A 17,039-nucleotide genomic window follows, 5' to 3' on the forward strand; every position below is an offset into this window, starting at 1 on the left:
TATGAACCCAAAAATCAAGAAATTCGCCCCGATAGTGATCATTGCCGCACTGGCCGCCGCTGGTTTTTATGCCTGGCAGGCCATGAGCAGCAATAGCCATCCCGAAGGTTTTGCCAGTGGCAATGGACGGATAGAAGCCATCGAAATTGACGTTGCCACCAAATTGGCAGGCCGCGTTGATGACATTCTGGTCAATGAAGGAGACTTTGTGCAGGCAGGACAAGCACTTGCCAAGATGCAGGTGCAAGTGCTGGATGCACAACGCGATGAAGCCCGCGCACAACACCAGCAAGCACTTAACAGCGTTGTGGCTGCCCAGGCACAGGTCGCCCTGCGCGAAAGCGACAAGCGTGCGACGCAGGCACTGGTGACGCAACGCGAAAGCGAGCTGGATGCCGCTCAACGCCGCTTGGCACGCTCTGAGACCCTCTCGGCAGAAGGTGCTTCATCCATCCAGGAACTGGATGATGACCGTGCGCGAGTACGCAGTGCACAGGCCGCTGTCGAGGCGGCCAAGGCACAAGTAACTGCGGCCCAAGCCGCGATTGATGCAGCCAAGGCACAGGTGATCGGTACCAATTCCACCGTGGCTGCCGCGCAGGCCACCATCGCCCGCATAGAGGCCGACATTACGGACAGCCAACTCATTGCGCCACGCGATGGCCGCGTGCAGTATCGCGTGGCACAGCCAGGTGAAGTGCTTGCCGGTGGCGGCAAGGTGCTCAATCTGGTTGACCTCTCGGATGTCTACATGACCTTTTTCCTGCCCGAAGCCGCTGCAGGCAAGCTGGCAATGGGTGCCGAGGCACGTATTATCCTTGATGCCGCGCCGCAATATGTCATCCCAGCTACGATCTCGTTTGTAGCCAGCACTGCACAATTCACCCCAAAAACTGTAGAAACCGAGAGCGAGCGGCAAAAACTGATGTTCCGCGTCAAGGCACAGATCGACCGTGAATTGCTGCAAAAACACCTCAAACAAGTCAAGACAGGCCTACCCGGCGTAACCTGGGTCAAGGTGGACAACCAGGCGCAATGGCCTGCTGAACTGGCGGTGAAAGTACCAGAGTGAGCAACACCCAGCAGCAGTCAGCGACTGTCGTCCAACTGCAGGAAGTCAGCCTGCACTATGGCAAGATCGCGGCACTTGATGGCATTAGCCTGAACATTCCTGCCGGATGCATGGTGGGTATGATAGGCCCTGATGGCGTGGGCAAATCCAGCCTGTTATCGCTGGTGGCGGGTTCCAGGGCGGTGCAGGCAGGTAAGGTAGAGGTGCTGGGCGGGGATATGGCCAGCAAACAGCATCGCGATCATGTGTGTCCGCGTATTGCCTATATGCCGCAAGGCCTGGGCAAGAACCTGTACCCAACATTGTCTGTGGAAGAAAACCTGCAATTTTTTGGTCGCCTGTTCGGACACGATGCCAAGGAGCGCAGGCGACGCATTGATGACCTGACGCGCAGCACCGGTTTGCAGAAGTTCCTCGACCGTCCGGCAGGCAAGCTTTCTGGCGGGATGAAGCAAAAGCTGGGATTATGCTGCGCACTGATTCACGACCCGGACCTGTTGATCCTAGACGAGCCTACCACTGGCGTCGATCCACTTGCCCGCGCCCAGTTCTGGGATCTGATCGAGCGTATCCGCCAGGAAAGAAGCAGCATGAGCGTCATTGTTGCCACGGCTTACATGGACGAGGCGCAACGCTTTGACTGGCTGGTGGCGATGGATGACGGCCAGGTATTGGCGACAGGCACGCCGCAGGAGCTACTCGAACGTACAGGCAACACTTCGCTGGAAACCGCATTTATCGCCCTGCTGCCTGAGGAAAAGAAGCAAGGCCACCAACCAGTCACGATTCCACCATTGCCAGAGGGTGATGGCAGCGATGCGGACATCGCCATTGAGGCCAAGGACCTCACCATGCGCTTTGGCGACTTTGTCGCTGTCGACCATGTGAGCTTCCGCATCCGACGTGGGGAGATTTTCGGCTTTCTCGGTTCAAATGGCTGCGGCAAATCCACCACCATGAAGATGCTCACCGGCCTGCTACCCGCCAGCGAAGGGCAGGCCTGGCTGTTCGGACATAAGATCGACCCCAGGGATATCGACACGCGCCGCCGGGTTGGCTATATGTCGCAGGCGTTTTCGCTCTACACCGAGCTGACCGTGCGGCAGAACCTGGTGCTGCATGCCCGCCTGTTCCATGTGCCTGAGGCAGACATTCCCGCACGCGTGGATGAGATGGTGCAACGCTTCGCGCTGGAAGAAGCGCTCGATAGCCTGCCGGATGGTTTGCCGCTTGGCATCCGCCAGCGATTGTCCTTGGCAGTGGCCATGGTGCACAAACCGGAGCTGCTGATTTTGGATGAGCCAACTTCCGGCGTTGACCCAGTCGCCCGCGATAACTTCTGGCGCTTGTTGATTGAGCTCTCGCGCCGCGACCGCGTCACCATCTTCATTTCCACCCATTTCATGAACGAGGCCGAACGCTGTGACCGCATGTCACTGATGCATGCAGGCAAGGTACTCGTCAGCGACACACCCGCTAACATTGTCGCGCATCGTCATGCCGATACGCTGGAGCAAGCGTTTATCGACTATCTTGTGGAAGCAGGTGGTGGCACCGACAAGGCTCAACCTGTTGATGATGCAACGCCCAATACTGAACACACCACACAGCATGTGCCACATCGTTTTTTCAGCCTGAACCGCATGTTCAGCTATCTGTGGCGCGAAATGCTGGAGTTGCAGCGCGACCCAGTACGCGGCGGCCTCGCCTTGGCAGGCTCCATGCTGCTCATGTTCGTCATGGGCTTTGGCATCAGCATGGATGTGGAAGACCTGACCTATGCCGTGCTGGATCGCGATCAGACCACACTGAGCCAGAACTACGCACTCAATCTTTCAGGTTCGCGCTACTTCATCGAACAGCCGCCTATTAGCGATTATCAAGAGATGGACAAACGCATGCGTAGTGGCGAACTGTCCCTCGCTATCGAGATACCGCCTGGATTTGCCCGCGATGTACAGCGCGGACAGCGTGCCGAGATTGGTGCCTGGGTGAATGGCGCCATGCCACAGCGCGCTGAGACTGTGCAAGGCTATGTGCAGGGCATGCACCAGCAATGGCTGCAACAACAAGCACAGGAACGCCTGGGTGTCACGCTCGCCAGCGCCGCCAGAATAGAGACACGCTACCGCTACAACCCCGACGTGCGCAGCCTGCCCGCCATGGTACCCGCGGTGATTCCTCTGTTGCTGCTCATGCTGCCAGCCATGCTGGCTGCATTGTCCGTGGTGCGGGAGAAAGAGCTAGGCTCCATCATCAACCTTTACGTGACGCCCGTCACCCGCACCGAGTTCTTGCTCGGCAAGCAATTGCCTTATGTTGCGCTGGCCATGCTGAACTTCCTCCTCATGGCATTGCTGGTCGTGACGGTATTCGATGTGCCAATCAAGGGCAGCTTCGCCACGCTGACGCTGGCAGCGTTTATCTATTGCATTGTCGCCACCGGCATTGGCCTGCTTGCCTCCACATTTACCCGCAGCCAGATTGCCGCGCTGTTTTTTACGATGATCGTTTCCATCGTCCCTTCAGTGCAGTTTGCCGGCATGCTCAACCCGGTCTCTTCCCTGGAAGGTGCAGGCCGGATTGTGGGCGAGGTTTATCCCACCACTTATATGCTGATCATCACCCGCGGCGTGTTCAGCAAGGCATTGGACTTCTCTGACCTGCATGCCTCATTCTGGCCGATGCTGGCGGCCATTCCCGTCATTCTGGTGATGTCCATCCTCCTGTTAAGAAAGCAGGATAAATGACATGCGCACACCCCTGATGACCAGACAACCTATTGTGAGCATTGCCCCATGCGCCATCTAGCCAACATCTATCGGCTTGGCGTCAAGGAGCTCTGGAGCCTGATTCGCGACCCGATCATGCTGGTATTGATCGGCTACACCTTCACCATCATGATCTACAGCTCGGCCACAGCAATACCGGAAACCCTGCACAAAGCGCCGATTGCCATCGTCGACGAAGATGCTTCACCCTTGTCTGCACGCATTGTTTCTGCGTTCTATCCGCCGCATTTTTCTACGCCGCCGCTAATCACGCAGAGCCAGATCGACCCAGGCATGGATGCGGGCGACTACACGTTTGCCCTGCATATCCCGCCCAATTTCCAGCGCGACGTGCTGGCGGGTAAATCACCCGCGTTACAACTCAATGTAGATGCCACGCGCATGTCGCAAGCTTTTTCTGGCAACCGCTATATCCAGGAGATCGTGCTGACCGAAGTGAATGAATTCGTGCAACGCTACCGCAGCACAGCGACGCTCCCGGTAGAGCTATCACTGCGCATGCGCTTCAACCCCAGCCTGATCCAGGCATGGTTTGGTGCCATGAACGAGATCATCAACAACATCACCATGCTCTCTATCATCCTCACCGGCGCAGCGCTGATCCGTGAGCGCGAGCATGGCACCATTGAGCACTTGCTGGTCATGCCTGTGACGCCAACCGAGATCATGCTGGCCAAGGTGTGGTCTATGGCTCTGGTGGTATTGATCGCCTCGACATGCTCCCTACTCTTCGTGGTGCAAGGTTTGCTACACGTCCCTATCCATGGCTCGATAGCGCTGTTCTTGCTGGGTGCCACCTTACACCTGTTTGCCACCACATCCATGGGCATCTTCATGGCGACATTGGCACGCAACATGCCGCAGTTTGGCATGCTGATGATCCTGACCCTGCTGCCATTGCAAATGCTTTCCGGCGGCCTCACACCGCGCGAAAGCATGCCGGAGTTTGTGCAGAACATCATGCTGCTGGCGCCCACCACGCACTTCGTGGAGCTGGGGCAAGCGATATTGTTCCGTGGTGCGGGTATTGATGTAGTGTGGAGCTCATTCCTGGCACTGTTGTTGATCGGCACCGTGCTGTTTATCGTCTCGCTGACCCGCTTCCGCAATACAATCAGCCGCATGGCGTAGAGCAAACAGAAACGCACCAACCAGGCTTTATTGCCCAGCCTTGTCATGCCAGCGCTGGTGGCCCCATGCACGTTGGGCTGCCTGATCAAGAAAGGTCCAGGCGACAAAGCGGCTTTGCTTTTGCCCCTGCGCCATCTCCACCGTTTTGACTTTCAATGCGCCCACTGCTCTCAATGCCCGATAAACCGCAGGTAATGTCGCGGCCTTGGATACCAAGCTAGTAAACCATAGGCATTGCTCGGCAATCATGGCGCTTTCGCTCACCATGCGACTGATAAATGCCTCTTCACCACCATTACAGTAAAGCTCGGCTGCCTGTCCACCAAAGTTGAGCTTGGGCGCAGATGAGTGGGATGTTTTGCGGGCAGGCTTGCCCCGATTGCGCTCCAGGTTCTGCCATTTGCGTTGCGTTCCCGCCATGGCTTCGGCCTGTGATGCATGAAATGGCGGATTGCACATGGCGAGATCAAAACGCTCACCCGGTTGCACCACCCCAGCAAATATCTTGTCTGCATTGCACTGAGAACGTAGTGCTATCACCCGCTCCAACCCGGCATTGGCCGCGATAATACGCTGCGCATTCTCTAAGGCATCCGCATTGATGTCAGCGCCGACAAAAGACCAGCCGTATTCACGCTGGCCGATGATAGGGTACACCAGATTAGCGCCTACCCCGATATCCAGCACCCGCACACTCTCGCCACGAGGGATATTTCCACCATTACCAGCAGCCAACAGGTCGGCAAGGTAATGGAGATAATCGGCTCTCCCCGGAATCGGCGGGCAGAGAAATTGTGGCGGAATATCCCATGCTGCAATGCCATAGTGTTGCTTTAGTAGCGCCTGGTTGAGGCTTTTCACTGCCTGCGGGTTGGCAAAATCAATGCTGGCATCCTGATACTCATTCAGCCTGACAAAGTCAGCCAACGCGGGATGTGCCTCTATCAGCAAGGCAAAGTCATAACGCTGGCGATGCTGGTTACGTGGATGCAGGCCCGCTTTCCCCTCAGATACGATACGTTGGGTCATTCAGAGCCTGACGGAACAACATGGTGAGGGTACGCATCCATCAACAGAAAAGTCGATGCTTACCGTTGATATTGCGCGATAGCAGGCACCAAACACCGGAAATGCTCAGTCTGGCAATGCGCATCCAAAGCCGCTTGATCTGGCCACTCTTCCACAAAGATGAAGTGCCCAGCTTCCCGCTGGTTGGTGAAGAGTTCATAGGCAATGCATAGCGGCTCTTGGTGGGTTTTTGCGATCAACTCATCGTAGAGTGGCATGACCTGTTCAATGCACTCTGGCTTGATAAAATCTTGGGCGATGACTTTGAGCATGGGAGGTAATCCTTCAGGCGGCAGAGTGATAAGTAGGGTGGCCCGTTGTTTAATTGACAGGCTTGATGGCAATTGCCTGCACCACGGCAGCCAGGCCGGTATGATACATGCCCTCCACCACCTCGCGCTCCAACTCCGCCAAATGAGAGAAATGGAAGCCACTCAAGGCGCTGCGCAATTTGTCTGCCGTCATCATGGTATCGGCATCATTACCCCCACCAGTACCGTACCTCAGCTGATCCGGCGTATAGGCTTCCAACAAGAATACGCCACCGGGCTTAAGGCCATGGATGATGCGAGGAAAGATGATGGACTGCAACGATGATGGCATGGGACAGTAGATCGAGACAATGCCATCCCATTGCTCCTGGCCGAGATCAACATCAGCTAGGTCAGCATGCAGGCAGTGGATTGACACCCCTTGCTCTTCTGCCAGCTTTCTGGCTTTTTCCAGGCCAACTATCGAGCTATCAACAGCGGTGACATCGTAACCCTGACGTGCCAGAAATACTGCATTGCGACCCTCGCCCTCGGCAAGGCTCAACACGCGCCCCTTGGGCAAAGCCTGCACATACTCAGCCAGAAAGGTGTTCGGCGTTTTTCCATAGGCATAGGCTTCCGTACTATAGCGCTCATCCCACATGATATTGCTCCTTAAAACGATGAATTATCCAGCTTGCCGGCCTGGGTGATAAAGCGCGCCACCAAGTTGAGCAGTTCTGGCATCACCGGCAACTCTGGCTGGTTATAGGTGTTCCAATTTTGTGCACGATCCGGCACCGAAAGCTTGAGAATATGGTTCATCCCCTCCATCATGATCACGGTTGCCTCCGGGTTGGCCATCTCCAGCAAGGCAGCATCCTCTGCACTCACCTGAATATCAGTGGTCCCATGTAATACCAGCACTGGCATTTTCAACTTGGCAATTTCCTTGGCCGGGTCGTATTTGAACCATGACAGCAGGTAAGGCTGCACACTCGGGCGGAACAAGGCATATAGGGCCGGATTGACAGTAGCTACCCGCTTACCTTGTTGCAACTGCCTGAGCACAGGCAATGCCAAGGTTTGTATCTCGGCAGGCTGTTCAGCCAATTGCCTTTCCAGCACCTCACTGGCAGCACGGCCTGGGCTGCCGATCAGCACCACCTGCGCCACGCGACTACGCTGCGCCGCCAGCATCCCCAGCAATGCTCCCTCGCTATGGCCAAGCACCGTGACCTTGCCAAAACGCTTATCCTTGCCCAACCATGTGATCCAGTCCCGCACATCAGCCACATAATGCTCGAAGCGCAGATCTTCTTCCTTGGTGGCAGCACTGATACTCTGTCCCACACCGCGCTTGTCGTAACGCAAGCTGGCAATACCGTACTGCGCCAGGCCCTGCGCCAATAACAACAAGGCGTTGTGATGCAGGCCAGGCTGGTTGCCATTGCGGTCTGTCGGGCCGGAGCCAGCCACCAATAACACGACCGGCATGCCTAGCTTGGCCTCGGGTACCAACAATGTGCCTTCGAGCGTGCCGCTCGCAGTCTCAAGCTGCACGACAGACTCTTCTATCGCGGCATAGGCACTCACCTGCATGTGGAACATGAGGCAAATGGCAATCAGGTATGGGCGTATGCTGGCAAACATGGCGAGATTTTCAGGGTTGAAATGACAAGATTTCATTCTGATCATACCGCAATTCCATAGCGCCACTGCGTTAAGCAAACACCATCAACCTGCAAAATTGAGGTAAATTTCCAGCATCACACCATGTAATCAGGAGCATCATGACCTCACTCACCTCTCCCGTCACCGAGTTGCTAAAGACCCACGCTATTCCCTACAACGTCATCGACATTCCCTTGAGCGAAGACAAGAAACCCGTCCGCAACCTGGAAGAATTATTGGAAAGTGAAGGGCTGGACCCAAAATCCGTGGTGCGCAGCGTCCTGTTCCGCACCGGGTCTGAGCAGTTCATTCTGCTGGCTGTCGCAGGCGGTGGGCGTGCCGATTGGGCCATCCTGCGCAACCATCTCAATGAGCGCAAGCTGCGTATGGCGGAATATGATGAGGTGCCAGAAGCGACGGGCTATGTCGTCGGTGCCGTACCACCGATTGCCCTGCCAACGGGACTCAAGGTGATGGTGGATAACAGTGTGAAAGACTATGAGACTGTCGTGATCGGCAGCGGAGTGCTGGGCTACGCACTAGCATTGAAAGGCGCAGACCTGCTGAAGATGCTGGGGGATGCAGAACAAGGCAGTTTTGCCAAAGCATAAGCACTACTAGCAAAGATCACGCTAGTGCATTAAAAGTAGGGTTATTTCCACTTTTCACATTGCACTTCGACACTGCGTTCACCATCGCTCAGCCATATCTGGCCATCCTGTATGGTGCATTGCAGGCTCATCGTGCGCTGCGCCATCTCTGCCAGCGCCTTGGTCTGCTCTTGCGGCAGGTTGAATACACTCACCTGCTTCAGCTTCGCCAACGCGCTCCTGTTCTGTTCAAACCACATCTCTGCCGTGCGGCCACCATAGGCATACAACAGCACCTCGTCTGCGCGGCCACACGCTTTGCGAATCAACCGTTCATCCGGCAATCCCACATCAATCCACTGCTCTATCCTGCCTGTAAGATCTTTGCGCCAGATATCCGCTTCATCACCATCCGTCATGCCCTGGCCAAAAGCCAATAACTCATGCGCATTCAGCGCAAACGCGAGCAAGCGCACCATCATGCGCTCATCCGTCTCGGAAGGATGCCGCGCCAAGGTCAACGCATGATCGTTGTAATAATGCCGCTCCATATCCGCAATCTGCAGATTAGCCTTGAATACAGTGGATTTGAGCGCCATAGCATGCCTAGTGAAATCGGTGAAGGGGCAGAGCTTAACGCATATGAGTCAAAAACGGCTACAAAAACTCTGACGGCGCATAAGCATAAGATGCTGTCATTTCACTGTTCAAGAGTCCCAGAATGTACACATGAACAATGCAGCGAAAAATTTCGCCTATTATTTACCGGATGGCGGATGATCGCGCCGGAAAAACTCCCACTCATCAACGACCGTGCTATCCGGCAAATGGCACATGCCGATCGTCCCTCCGGACGCATCTTTCTGGAACTCAATCTTGCCGCCCTGGTTGACGCAATAAACAGAAGCGGGATTTGCCATGTCAAGCTTAGCGGGCTTTTGCCCGCTGCCGGAAGAACAGCCTGCCATGACAGAACATATCATCAGGAATACAGTTACTCGAAAAATCATCATTCCCCTTTCTGAGTTGACCAGTGAACGCCACATCGCATCACGGCATGCAATTGTTTACTTGATGATCATCCGGCCTTTTTCAAGAATCGGGGTGGATACATCCGTTGAAGCATTGCTGGCGATGCTCAACTGAGAGATGGTATAGCGCAACACCGGTTGCAAAGGCACGTCTGCATTGCCGAGAATCGCAACCTGCAATTCCGGATCAAGTTGCTGTTCCGCCAGCTTGTACCGTGCATCATGATCCTCAAGCACTCTCGCCGCCTTGATCAAGGGCTTGACCTCCTCCTTGGAAAACAGCAGGAAATCCAACGAGAACAGCTGTGAAAGAGGCCGTCGTGCATCAACAGCCTCTCGCGGAGGCGTTTGGCTGCGCAAATCTTGTGAGGAAGCGATTCTCCAAGGCCATATCACTATACGGGTGCGAACCTTCTTGGGGTGGCCAACTGCGACCGACAACGTCGCTCCACTTTCGATACGACTACGGATGGCAGCAATGACAGTCCATGAGCTTGCCTTTGATATTAAAGAATATGGATACTTTGCGGCTTTATAGAAAGCTCGTTTTCAGTCTTTTCTCTTTCTCGAAGCGTTCTATCGCTAGAATAATCAGCTTATCAATTAATTCCGGGTAACTGATACCGGAAGCTTCCCAAAGCTTGGGGTACATGCTGATTTTGGTAAAACCCGGAATAGTGTTGATTTCATTGACCAGTATTTCGCCATTGGCTTTCAGGAACATATCGATTCTTCCCAAGCCCTCGGCAGATAACGCCTTAAAGGTCCGTATCGCAAGATCCTGTGCCTGTTCCGCAACCCCTGCAGGCAATACAGCAGGAATCTCCAGGACAGCGCCCTTTTCATCAAGATACTTTGCATCATAAGAATAAAAATCATGACTCGGCTTGATCTCGCCGATCACAGAGGCGAGCGGGTCTCTATTACCAAGCACGGCGCATTCGATTTCCCGGCCATCGATGAACTCTTCCAAGAGTATTTTCACGTCAAACGAAAAGGCAAGCTCCACTGCAGCAAGATAGCTCGCTTCATCATGCACCTTACTAACACCAACGGAAGACCCCATGTTGGCAGGCTTCACAAAGAACGGAGCGCCAAGAACACTGGCAACTTCAGAGAACCTGGGAATCCGTTCGCCATCTGTCAGCACCAGGAACTTGCCAATAGGAATGCCGGCGTCGCGCAGCAAGCGCTTCATGACATCCTTGTCCATACCTATGGCCGACCCTAGCACACCTGCACCTACGAACGGCACATTCGCCAACCTCAGAAAACCTTGGACCGTGCCATCCTCGCCCATCGGACCATGAAGAATCGGAAAAGCAACATCAATAGCACCGTTATCCAGCTGGCCTTCAACACTGCAAATCTCGCCATTGCTTTCGGGAGCAAACGTAATGGGATTACGCACGATATTCAGGCTAATCTGCCCAGGATCGTCCACATTGAGTAGATAATGATCGCTTGCCCCCAGTAGCCACCTTCCGGTCTTGTCGATACCAATCAGGACTGGTTCATACTTTTCACGATCAATCGCATCGAAGACATTCTTGGCGGATTGCAGTGACACTTCATGTTCAGCTGACTTTCCGCCAAAAATGATCCCAACTTTGATTTTTTTCATATCTCAATGATGATTTCTTAAGCAGTCATCCCGTTATGTCGTAGCAAGGCATCAATACTCGGCTCCCTGCCTCTAAACGCAATGAACGATTCCAGCGCTGGTCGTGAACCGCCTTGGGCCAATATTTCGTTCCAGAAACGCTTGCCAGCCTCGGCGGATAACACACCGTTTTCCTCGAACATGCTGTAGGCATCGGCGGAGAGGACTTCTGCCCATTTGTAGCTGTAATAGCCAGCGGCATAACCACCGGCAAAGATATGCGAGAAGTTGTTGGGGAAACGGTTCCACTTGGGTGGGCGCACCACGGCGACTTCGTCGCGGATGGCTTCGATCAGTGTCAGTGCTGTCGCGGTGTCGTACTCGCTGAAATCGGCATGCAGGCGCATGTCGAACAGGGAGAACTCGATCTGGCGCACGGTCTGCATGCCAGCCTGGAAGTTCTTGGCAGCGACCATTTTGTCGAACAAGGCTTTAGGCAAATACTCACCGGTGTCGACATGTTTGGTCATGTGGCGCAGCACATCCCATTCCCAGCAGAAGTTCTCCATGAATTGGCTGGGCAATTCAACCGCATCCCATTCCACACCCTTGATGCCGGAGACGCCATAATCTTCAACCTGGGTGAGCATATGATGCAGGCCATGGCCAAACTCGTGGAACATGGTGATGACTTCATCATGCGTGAATAACGCAGGCTTGCCACCCACGGGGGCCGAGAAGTTGCAGGTGAGATAGGCTACGGGAATCTCGATGCCGTGTGACTTCCTGCGACGAGTGATCGCTTCGTCCATCCAGGCACCGCCGCGCTTGTTGTTGCGGGCGTAGAGATCAAGGTAGAACTGGCCGACTGGTTCGCCCGCCGGGGTGGTGATTTCGTAGAAGCTGACATCCTTGTGCCACACTGGTGCTTCCTGCTTGCGTACTTGCAGGCCAAAGATGGTCTCGGTGACCTTGAACAAGCCTTGCAGCACTTGCTGTTCAGGGAAATATTGCTTCACTTCCTGGTCGGAGAAAGCGTATTTATCTTCGCGCAGCTTCTCGGAGGCATAGGCAATATCCCAGGCTTGCAGGTCAGTGAGGCCTAGTTTATCGGCAGCATATTGCTTGAGCTCTTGCACATCGCGTTCGGCGAAAGGTTTGGCGCGTTGGGCAAGGTTGTTGAGAAACTCTTCTACCTGGGCAGGCGTTTCTGCCATCTTGGTTGCCAGTGATGTCTCTGCGTAGTTGTTGTAACCGAGTACAACCGCAGCCTCGTGGCGCAAGGTAAGAATCTTGCGGATCAAATCAGTGTTGTCCCACTCCGGCTTACCAAACTCTGAGGCGCGCGTGGCATAGGCGCGATAAAGTGTCTCGCGCAGTGTACGGTTATCGGCGTATTGCACGACAGGCATGTAGGAAGGGAATTGTAGGGTGAATTTCCAACCAGCCTTTTCATCAGCCTGGGCGGCTTCTGCCGCCGCTTGCAAGGCATCTTCCGGGATGCCCTTCAATTGCGCTTCGTCTTCGATAAACAAGGCGTAATCGTTGGTAGTATCAAGTAGGTTTTCCTCGAACTTGGCGGCCAAGGTGGAAAGCTCTTCCTGGATGGCCTTGAAGCGGGCTTTCTTGTCTTCCGGCAATTCAGCGCCGCCCAGGCGGAAATCGCGCAGCTCGTTATCTACAATCTTGCGCTGGGCAGTATTCAGTTGTGCGTAAGCAGCGCTGGCCTTGATAGCGCGGAACTTGGCGTATAGGCGTTCATCCTGCGAGAGATCAGCATAGAAAGCGGTGAGCTTGGGCAAGTTTTCGTTGTAAGCCTCGCGCAGTTCGGGGCTATTGACCACGGCATTGAGGTGGCCAACTTGCGACCAAGCACGTGAGATTTGCTCTTCAAAATCTTCCAGTGGGCGTACGAAGTTGTCCCATGTTGGTGGTGTGCTATCTGCCACTAAAGCTTCAACCAGCACCTTACCCTTTTCCAGCAGGTGATCCACCGCAGGGGTGACGTGTTCAGCCTTGACCTGGTCAAACTGAGGCAGGCCGGCAAAATGCAGCAATGGGTTATTGGCAATACTCACTTGGTGTCCTTAACTAATCAATCGCAATGTAAATGGGTAACGGTATTCCTGGCCCTGGCTAGCGGCAATCGCAGCCAATACGCACAGGATAAGGTTGGCAATCCACAAGATGCCCGCCATCAGGAAACCGATGAGGATTACCATCAATATGGAGCTGATGGCATAGCCTATCAAGAGGGTAATCTGGAAATTCAGCGCTTCACGCGCCTGCTCGCCAATAAAAGGGCTGCTGTCTTTTTTCAGCAACCAGACAATCAATGCAGGGAACACGCTAAACACCGTGCCACCCAGATGGGTGATCACGGCAATATTCTTTTCGTCCGCACTGGGTACTGGAATCAAGTTGGTCATGGTGAAATCTCCTTCAACAATGAATGACCCAAACAGCAATACGATGAACTACTGATTGAGCTTTTCCAGTAAAGGTTCGATCTTGTCGATGTCGTAAGCGTTCATGATCTTGCGTGTCAGCGGGATAATCGCTTGCAGCTCAGTCTGCAATACCTGGCGCTTGATGGTGAGCACGTGTGAAGGATGCATGGAGAACTGGCGCAAGCCCATGCTGAGCAACAAGCGCGTGAAATCCAGATCACCGGCCATCTCGCCACATACGGAAACAGGCTTGCCCAGCTTGTTGCCCGCCTTGATCGTCATCTCGATCAGCTTGAGCACGGCTGGGTGCGAGGGCTTGTACAAATGTGCCACTGCGTCATCGGTGCGGTCGATCGCCAGTGAATACTGGATGAGGTCATTGGTACCAATGGAAAGAAAATCCAGTTCGCGGGCAAACGCCTCGGCATTGATGGCCGCAGCAGGAATCTCGATCATGCCACCCAGCTTGATTGCCTCATCGAACGGGATATTCTCGGCACGCAGGCTTTCCTTGGCGCGTTCGAGTAGCGTCACTGTCTGGCGCAACTCGAACAACGAAGAAAGCATGGGGATCAATATCTTGATCTTGCCGTAATGCGAAGCCCGCAGGATGGCACGTAGCTGGGTGTGGAAAATCTGCGGCTCAGACAAGCACAAGCGAATCGCACGCAAACCTAGCGCTGGGTTGGTACAGCTACGCGCAGCATCCGGGTTCATCTGCTTGTCAGCGCCCAGGTCCAGCGTGCGGATGGTGACTGGCATCCCTTTCATGGTTTCAGCCACGGTACGATAGGCGGCGAACTGTTCTTGCTCGTCCGGCATTTCGCGCCGGTTCATAAACAGGAACTCGGTACGATAAAGACCGATACCTGACGCCCCCACGGCCTTGGCCTTGGCAACGTCAGAAGGCACTTCAATATTGGCGTGCAACTCGACTTCAATGCCATCCAGCGTCACGGCTTTGGTGAGCTTGAGGCGCTTGAGCTTTTGCTGTTCCAGCTCCCACTCTTCCTGCCGCAGGCGATATTCGGCCAGGGTATCTTTATCCGGGTTGACGATCACGATGCCATGATTGCCATCGACAATAATCAGCTCGCCATCGCGTATCAGGTCACGGGCGCGGTGCAACGCCACGATGGAAGGAATGCTCAGGCTACGCGCAAGAATGGCCGTATGCGAGGTAGCGCCGCCAACATCGGTGATGAACGCAGCAAACTGGTGATGCTTGAACTGAATAGCATCGGCAGGAGATACATCATACGCAACGAGGATTTGTGCACTTTCATCCGGGCGTACTGCCTCACTGGGATGGCCCAGCAAGACCTTGATGATACGTTCCACCACCTGCACCACGTCCTGCTTGCGCTCACGCAGGTATTCATCCTCAATCAACTCAAATTGAGCCACTAGCTCATGCATCTGCTGCTTCAACGCCCATTCGGCATTGCACAGTTCCTGCTCGATGATGGCCTTGGGTTCCTCTGACAAATGTTTGTCGGAGAGAATCATCAAATGCGTATTAATAAACGCGTCCAGCTCGGCAGGAGCATTCGCAGGCAATTGCTCACGCACAGCTTGCAAGTCTTGCTTGACGCGTTCCAGTGCTTGCTCAAAGCGAATAATCTCGGCCACCAGCGCCTTTTTCGGGATCTGGTAATGCACCACCTCGACGAGGGCGTTAGTGACAAGATGGGCGTTGCCGATGGCAATGCCACCGGACACGCCAACACCGTGCATGGAGAAACTGACCTTGCTGCTCTGGGCCATAATCGGGTTATTCCTGAGGGGGGAGGAAAAGCATGAGAAAGATTATTCTGGTTCGCCAAAACGGTCATTGATCAGCTTGACCAGCGCATCCATGGCAGCCTGCTCATCACTGCCATTGGTTTCCAGCGTGACTTTGCTACCCTTGCTGGCAGCCAGCATCATCACGCCCATGATGCTCTTGGCATTCACCCGGCGACCATTGCGTTCGATCCAGATTTCACTGGCATGCTGGCTGGCAGTCTGCGTCAGCTTAGTCGATGCACGAGCATGCAAACCCAGTTTATTGATGATTTCTATTTCTTGTTTAATCATGATGCTTACATGCGTCCTTGGAAAAATGTACCACCCCGTCGCGCCCACCACTAATGGACTTATCAACCAGGGTCATGATGTTGTTGCCTTGCCGGTAAGTCAGTGCACGCACCAGCATGGGCAGGTTGACCCCTGCCACACCTTCTACATGGCCAGGAATCAGCAAATTCGTCACCAGGTTGCAGGGCGTGGCACCGTAGATATCAGAAAGTATCAGTACCCCCTGCCCTTCGTCCAGCTCCCTGATCATCTGCTGCGCCTGCGGCAACAAGCCGCTTGGATCATCATGGGTGCCCACGCCCAGTTGCCGCAATAATGGCGGGCGCGAGCCCATGACATGACTTGCACAGTGAATCAGGCTTTCACCCAGCGTACCGTGGGCAATGATGAGTATTCCTATCATGCTCTTGTTTCCTGTTGTGGCAGTGTGGCTACCTGCATGTTGCAGACCACGCTAATGCTGCTCCAATGACCGATGCCGAACCAGCACGCGATGTTGCTGATGGCGGAAATAACGTGCCAATCGCTCTGCCAGATAGACTGATCGGTGCTGACCACCAGTGCAGCCAATCGCTACCGTCAGATAACTGCGATTATCGGCAATGAAGCCAGGCAGCCAGCGCTCAATGAAATGGCGAATATCGTGATACATATCGTGCACGCTCTCGTGCTGCTCAAGAAAATCGCACACTGGCTTATCTTGCCCGGTTTGCGGCCTGAGCTCGACATCGTAATAAGGATTGGGCAAGCAACGTACGTCAAAGACATAGTCCGCATCCAGCGGGATACCGTGTTTGAACCCAAAAGAAGAGAACAGCAAGATCAACTCGCCATTTTTCTGGGTAACAAACTCCTTGACCCAGTGGCGCAAGGCATTGGCGCTGAGGTTGCTGGTATCGATACGCAAGCCCATGTCGACCAAAGGCTCCAGCAGATGGCGCTCGTGGCTGATGCTTTCAGCCAAGGTGCTGGTGTCGTTGCTCAAAGGATGACGGCGACGCGTCTCGCTGTAGCGTTTGACCAGTGTCTCGACATTAGCCTCAAGGAACAATACCTGCACATCAATGCCTTCGCTCTTGAGCTTGCGAATATTACCCGGCAAGGCCTCCAGTGAGGCGCTACGGGTATCAATGCTGATCGCCACGCGCTCATGCTGCACCTGGCTCAAGTGCTCAGAGGTTTGTGGCAACAAGGTGGCAGGCAGGTTATCGATGCAGTAATAGCCGCTGTCTTCCAGCAACTTGAGCACGATGCTCTTGCCTGAGCCTGAGAGACCGGTGACGATAACGAGCTGCATG

General features: G+C 54.4%; 18 protein-coding genes. 4 read left to right on the plus strand and 14 right to left on the minus strand.

From position 1 onward, the window contains the following. The first annotated feature begins 1 nt into the window (after position 1). Genes ACIKP9_RS08995 through ACIKP9_RS09005 form a run of 3 tightly spaced genes read left to right on the plus strand, consistent with a single transcriptional unit; the run spans position 2 to position 4,995 of the window. Complete coding sequence (locus ACIKP9_RS08995) at positions 2 to 1,072, plus strand: HlyD family secretion protein (RefSeq protein WP_400881581.1); 1,071 nt, start codon at positions 2 to 4, stop codon at positions 1,070 to 1,072. Then, entirely contained in the window at positions 1,069 to 3,822 is a 2,754-nt protein-coding gene (gene rbbA / locus ACIKP9_RS09000; protein ID WP_400881583.1) for a ribosome-associated ATPase/putative transporter RbbA, read from the plus strand. Before ACIKP9_RS08995 ends, rbbA begins: the two co-directional genes overlap by 4 nt. A 48-nt stretch (positions 3,823 to 3,870) precedes the next feature. Continuing rightward, complete coding sequence (locus ACIKP9_RS09005) at positions 3,871 to 4,995, plus strand: ABC transporter permease (RefSeq protein ID WP_400881585.1); 1,125 nt, start codon at positions 3,871 to 3,873, stop codon at positions 4,993 to 4,995. Between the two features lie 27 nt (positions 4,996 to 5,022). On the opposite strand, the gene rlmF is transcribed toward ACIKP9_RS09005, so the two are convergent. From rlmF to ACIKP9_RS09025, 4 genes are read right to left on the minus strand one after another with little or no spacing between them, the layout of a single operon-like run. Further along, positions 5,023 to 6,024, minus strand: coding sequence for a 23S rRNA (adenine(1618)-N(6))-methyltransferase RlmF (gene rlmF, locus ACIKP9_RS09010; RefSeq protein WP_400881587.1), 1,002 nt, complete (start codon positions 6,022 to 6,024; stop codon positions 5,023 to 5,025). A gap of 59 nt (positions 6,025 to 6,083) precedes the next feature. Beyond that, on the minus strand, positions 6,084 to 6,335 hold the full coding sequence (locus tag ACIKP9_RS09015) for a putative quinol monooxygenase (RefSeq protein ID WP_400881589.1): 252 nt from the start codon (positions 6,333 to 6,335) through the stop codon (positions 6,084 to 6,086). 49 nt (positions 6,336 to 6,384) lie between these two features. After that, a complete protein-coding gene (locus ACIKP9_RS09020) occupies positions 6,385 to 6,978 on the minus strand; it encodes a class I SAM-dependent methyltransferase (protein WP_400881591.1) in 594 nt (197 codons plus the stop codon). Positions 6,979 to 6,989: 11 nt separating this feature from the next. Beyond that, positions 6,990 to 8,012, minus strand: coding sequence for an alpha/beta hydrolase (locus ACIKP9_RS09025; protein WP_400881593.1), 1,023 nt, complete (start codon positions 8,010 to 8,012; stop codon positions 6,990 to 6,992). 95 nt (positions 8,013 to 8,107) lie between these two features. Here ACIKP9_RS09025 and ACIKP9_RS09030 point away from each other — a divergent pair, with 95 nt between their 5' ends. Further along, positions 8,108 to 8,599 (plus strand): aminoacyl-tRNA deacylase, encoded by a 492-nt coding sequence (locus tag ACIKP9_RS09030; protein WP_400881595.1) that lies wholly within the window; start codon positions 8,108 to 8,110, stop codon positions 8,597 to 8,599. Positions 8,600 to 8,640: 41 nt separating this feature from the next. Here ACIKP9_RS09030 and ACIKP9_RS09035 read toward each other — a convergent pair whose 3' ends face one another. From ACIKP9_RS09035 to rapZ, 10 genes are all read right to left on the minus strand, one after another. Beyond that, on the minus strand, positions 8,641 to 9,177 hold the full coding sequence (locus ACIKP9_RS09035) for a YaeQ family protein (protein WP_400881597.1): 537 nt from the start codon (positions 9,175 to 9,177) through the stop codon (positions 8,641 to 8,643). 159 nt (positions 9,178 to 9,336) lie between these two features. Beyond that, positions 9,337 to 9,591, minus strand: coding sequence for a putative hemolysin (locus ACIKP9_RS09040; RefSeq protein ID WP_400881599.1), 255 nt, complete (start codon positions 9,589 to 9,591; stop codon positions 9,337 to 9,339). A 54-nt stretch (positions 9,592 to 9,645) separates the two neighbouring features. Further along, positions 9,646 to 10,050, minus strand: coding sequence for a hypothetical protein (locus ACIKP9_RS09045; protein WP_400881601.1), 405 nt, complete (start codon positions 10,048 to 10,050; stop codon positions 9,646 to 9,648). Positions 10,051 to 10,141: 91 nt separating this feature from the next. Next, positions 10,142 to 11,233: a D-alanine--D-alanine ligase gene (gene ddlA / locus ACIKP9_RS09050; protein WP_400881603.1), complete on the minus strand. Its 1,092-nt coding sequence runs from the start codon at positions 11,231 to 11,233 to the stop codon at positions 10,142 to 10,144. A 17-nt stretch (positions 11,234 to 11,250) separates the two neighbouring features. After that, complete coding sequence (locus ACIKP9_RS09055) at positions 11,251 to 13,290, minus strand: M3 family metallopeptidase (protein WP_400881605.1); 2,040 nt, start codon at positions 13,288 to 13,290, stop codon at positions 11,251 to 11,253. A 9-nt stretch (positions 13,291 to 13,299) separates the two neighbouring features. Beyond that, positions 13,300 to 13,641 carry a DUF4870 domain-containing protein gene (locus ACIKP9_RS09060; RefSeq protein ID WP_400881607.1) on the minus strand — a complete coding sequence of 114 codons (342 nt, stop codon included), beginning with the start codon at positions 13,639 to 13,641 and terminating at the stop codon, positions 13,300 to 13,302. 48 nt (positions 13,642 to 13,689) lie between these two features. Then, complete coding sequence (gene ptsP / locus ACIKP9_RS09065) at positions 13,690 to 15,429, minus strand: phosphoenolpyruvate--protein phosphotransferase (RefSeq protein WP_400881609.1); 1,740 nt, start codon at positions 15,427 to 15,429, stop codon at positions 13,690 to 13,692. A 42-nt stretch (positions 15,430 to 15,471) separates the two neighbouring features. Beyond that, positions 15,472 to 15,741, minus strand: coding sequence for an HPr family phosphocarrier protein (locus ACIKP9_RS09070; RefSeq protein WP_230348193.1), 270 nt, complete (start codon positions 15,739 to 15,741; stop codon positions 15,472 to 15,474). Then, positions 15,734 to 16,144, minus strand: a complete 411-nt coding sequence (locus ACIKP9_RS09075) for a PTS sugar transporter subunit IIA (RefSeq protein ID WP_400881612.1) — start codon at positions 16,142 to 16,144, stop codon at positions 15,734 to 15,736. The genes ACIKP9_RS09070 and ACIKP9_RS09075 overlap by 8 nt, the downstream gene beginning before the upstream one ends. A 51-nt stretch (positions 16,145 to 16,195) precedes the next feature. Then, positions 16,196 to 17,038, minus strand: coding sequence for an RNase adapter RapZ (gene rapZ / locus ACIKP9_RS09080; RefSeq protein WP_400881614.1), 843 nt, complete (start codon positions 17,036 to 17,038; stop codon positions 16,196 to 16,198). Position 17,039: the final 1 nt, after the last annotated feature.

Origin of the sequence: Methylobacillus methanolivorans (assembly GCF_044751345.1) — a bacterium.
GTDB classification, from domain to species: Bacteria; Pseudomonadota; Gammaproteobacteria; order Burkholderiales; family Methylophilaceae; genus Methylobacillus; species Methylobacillus methanolivorans.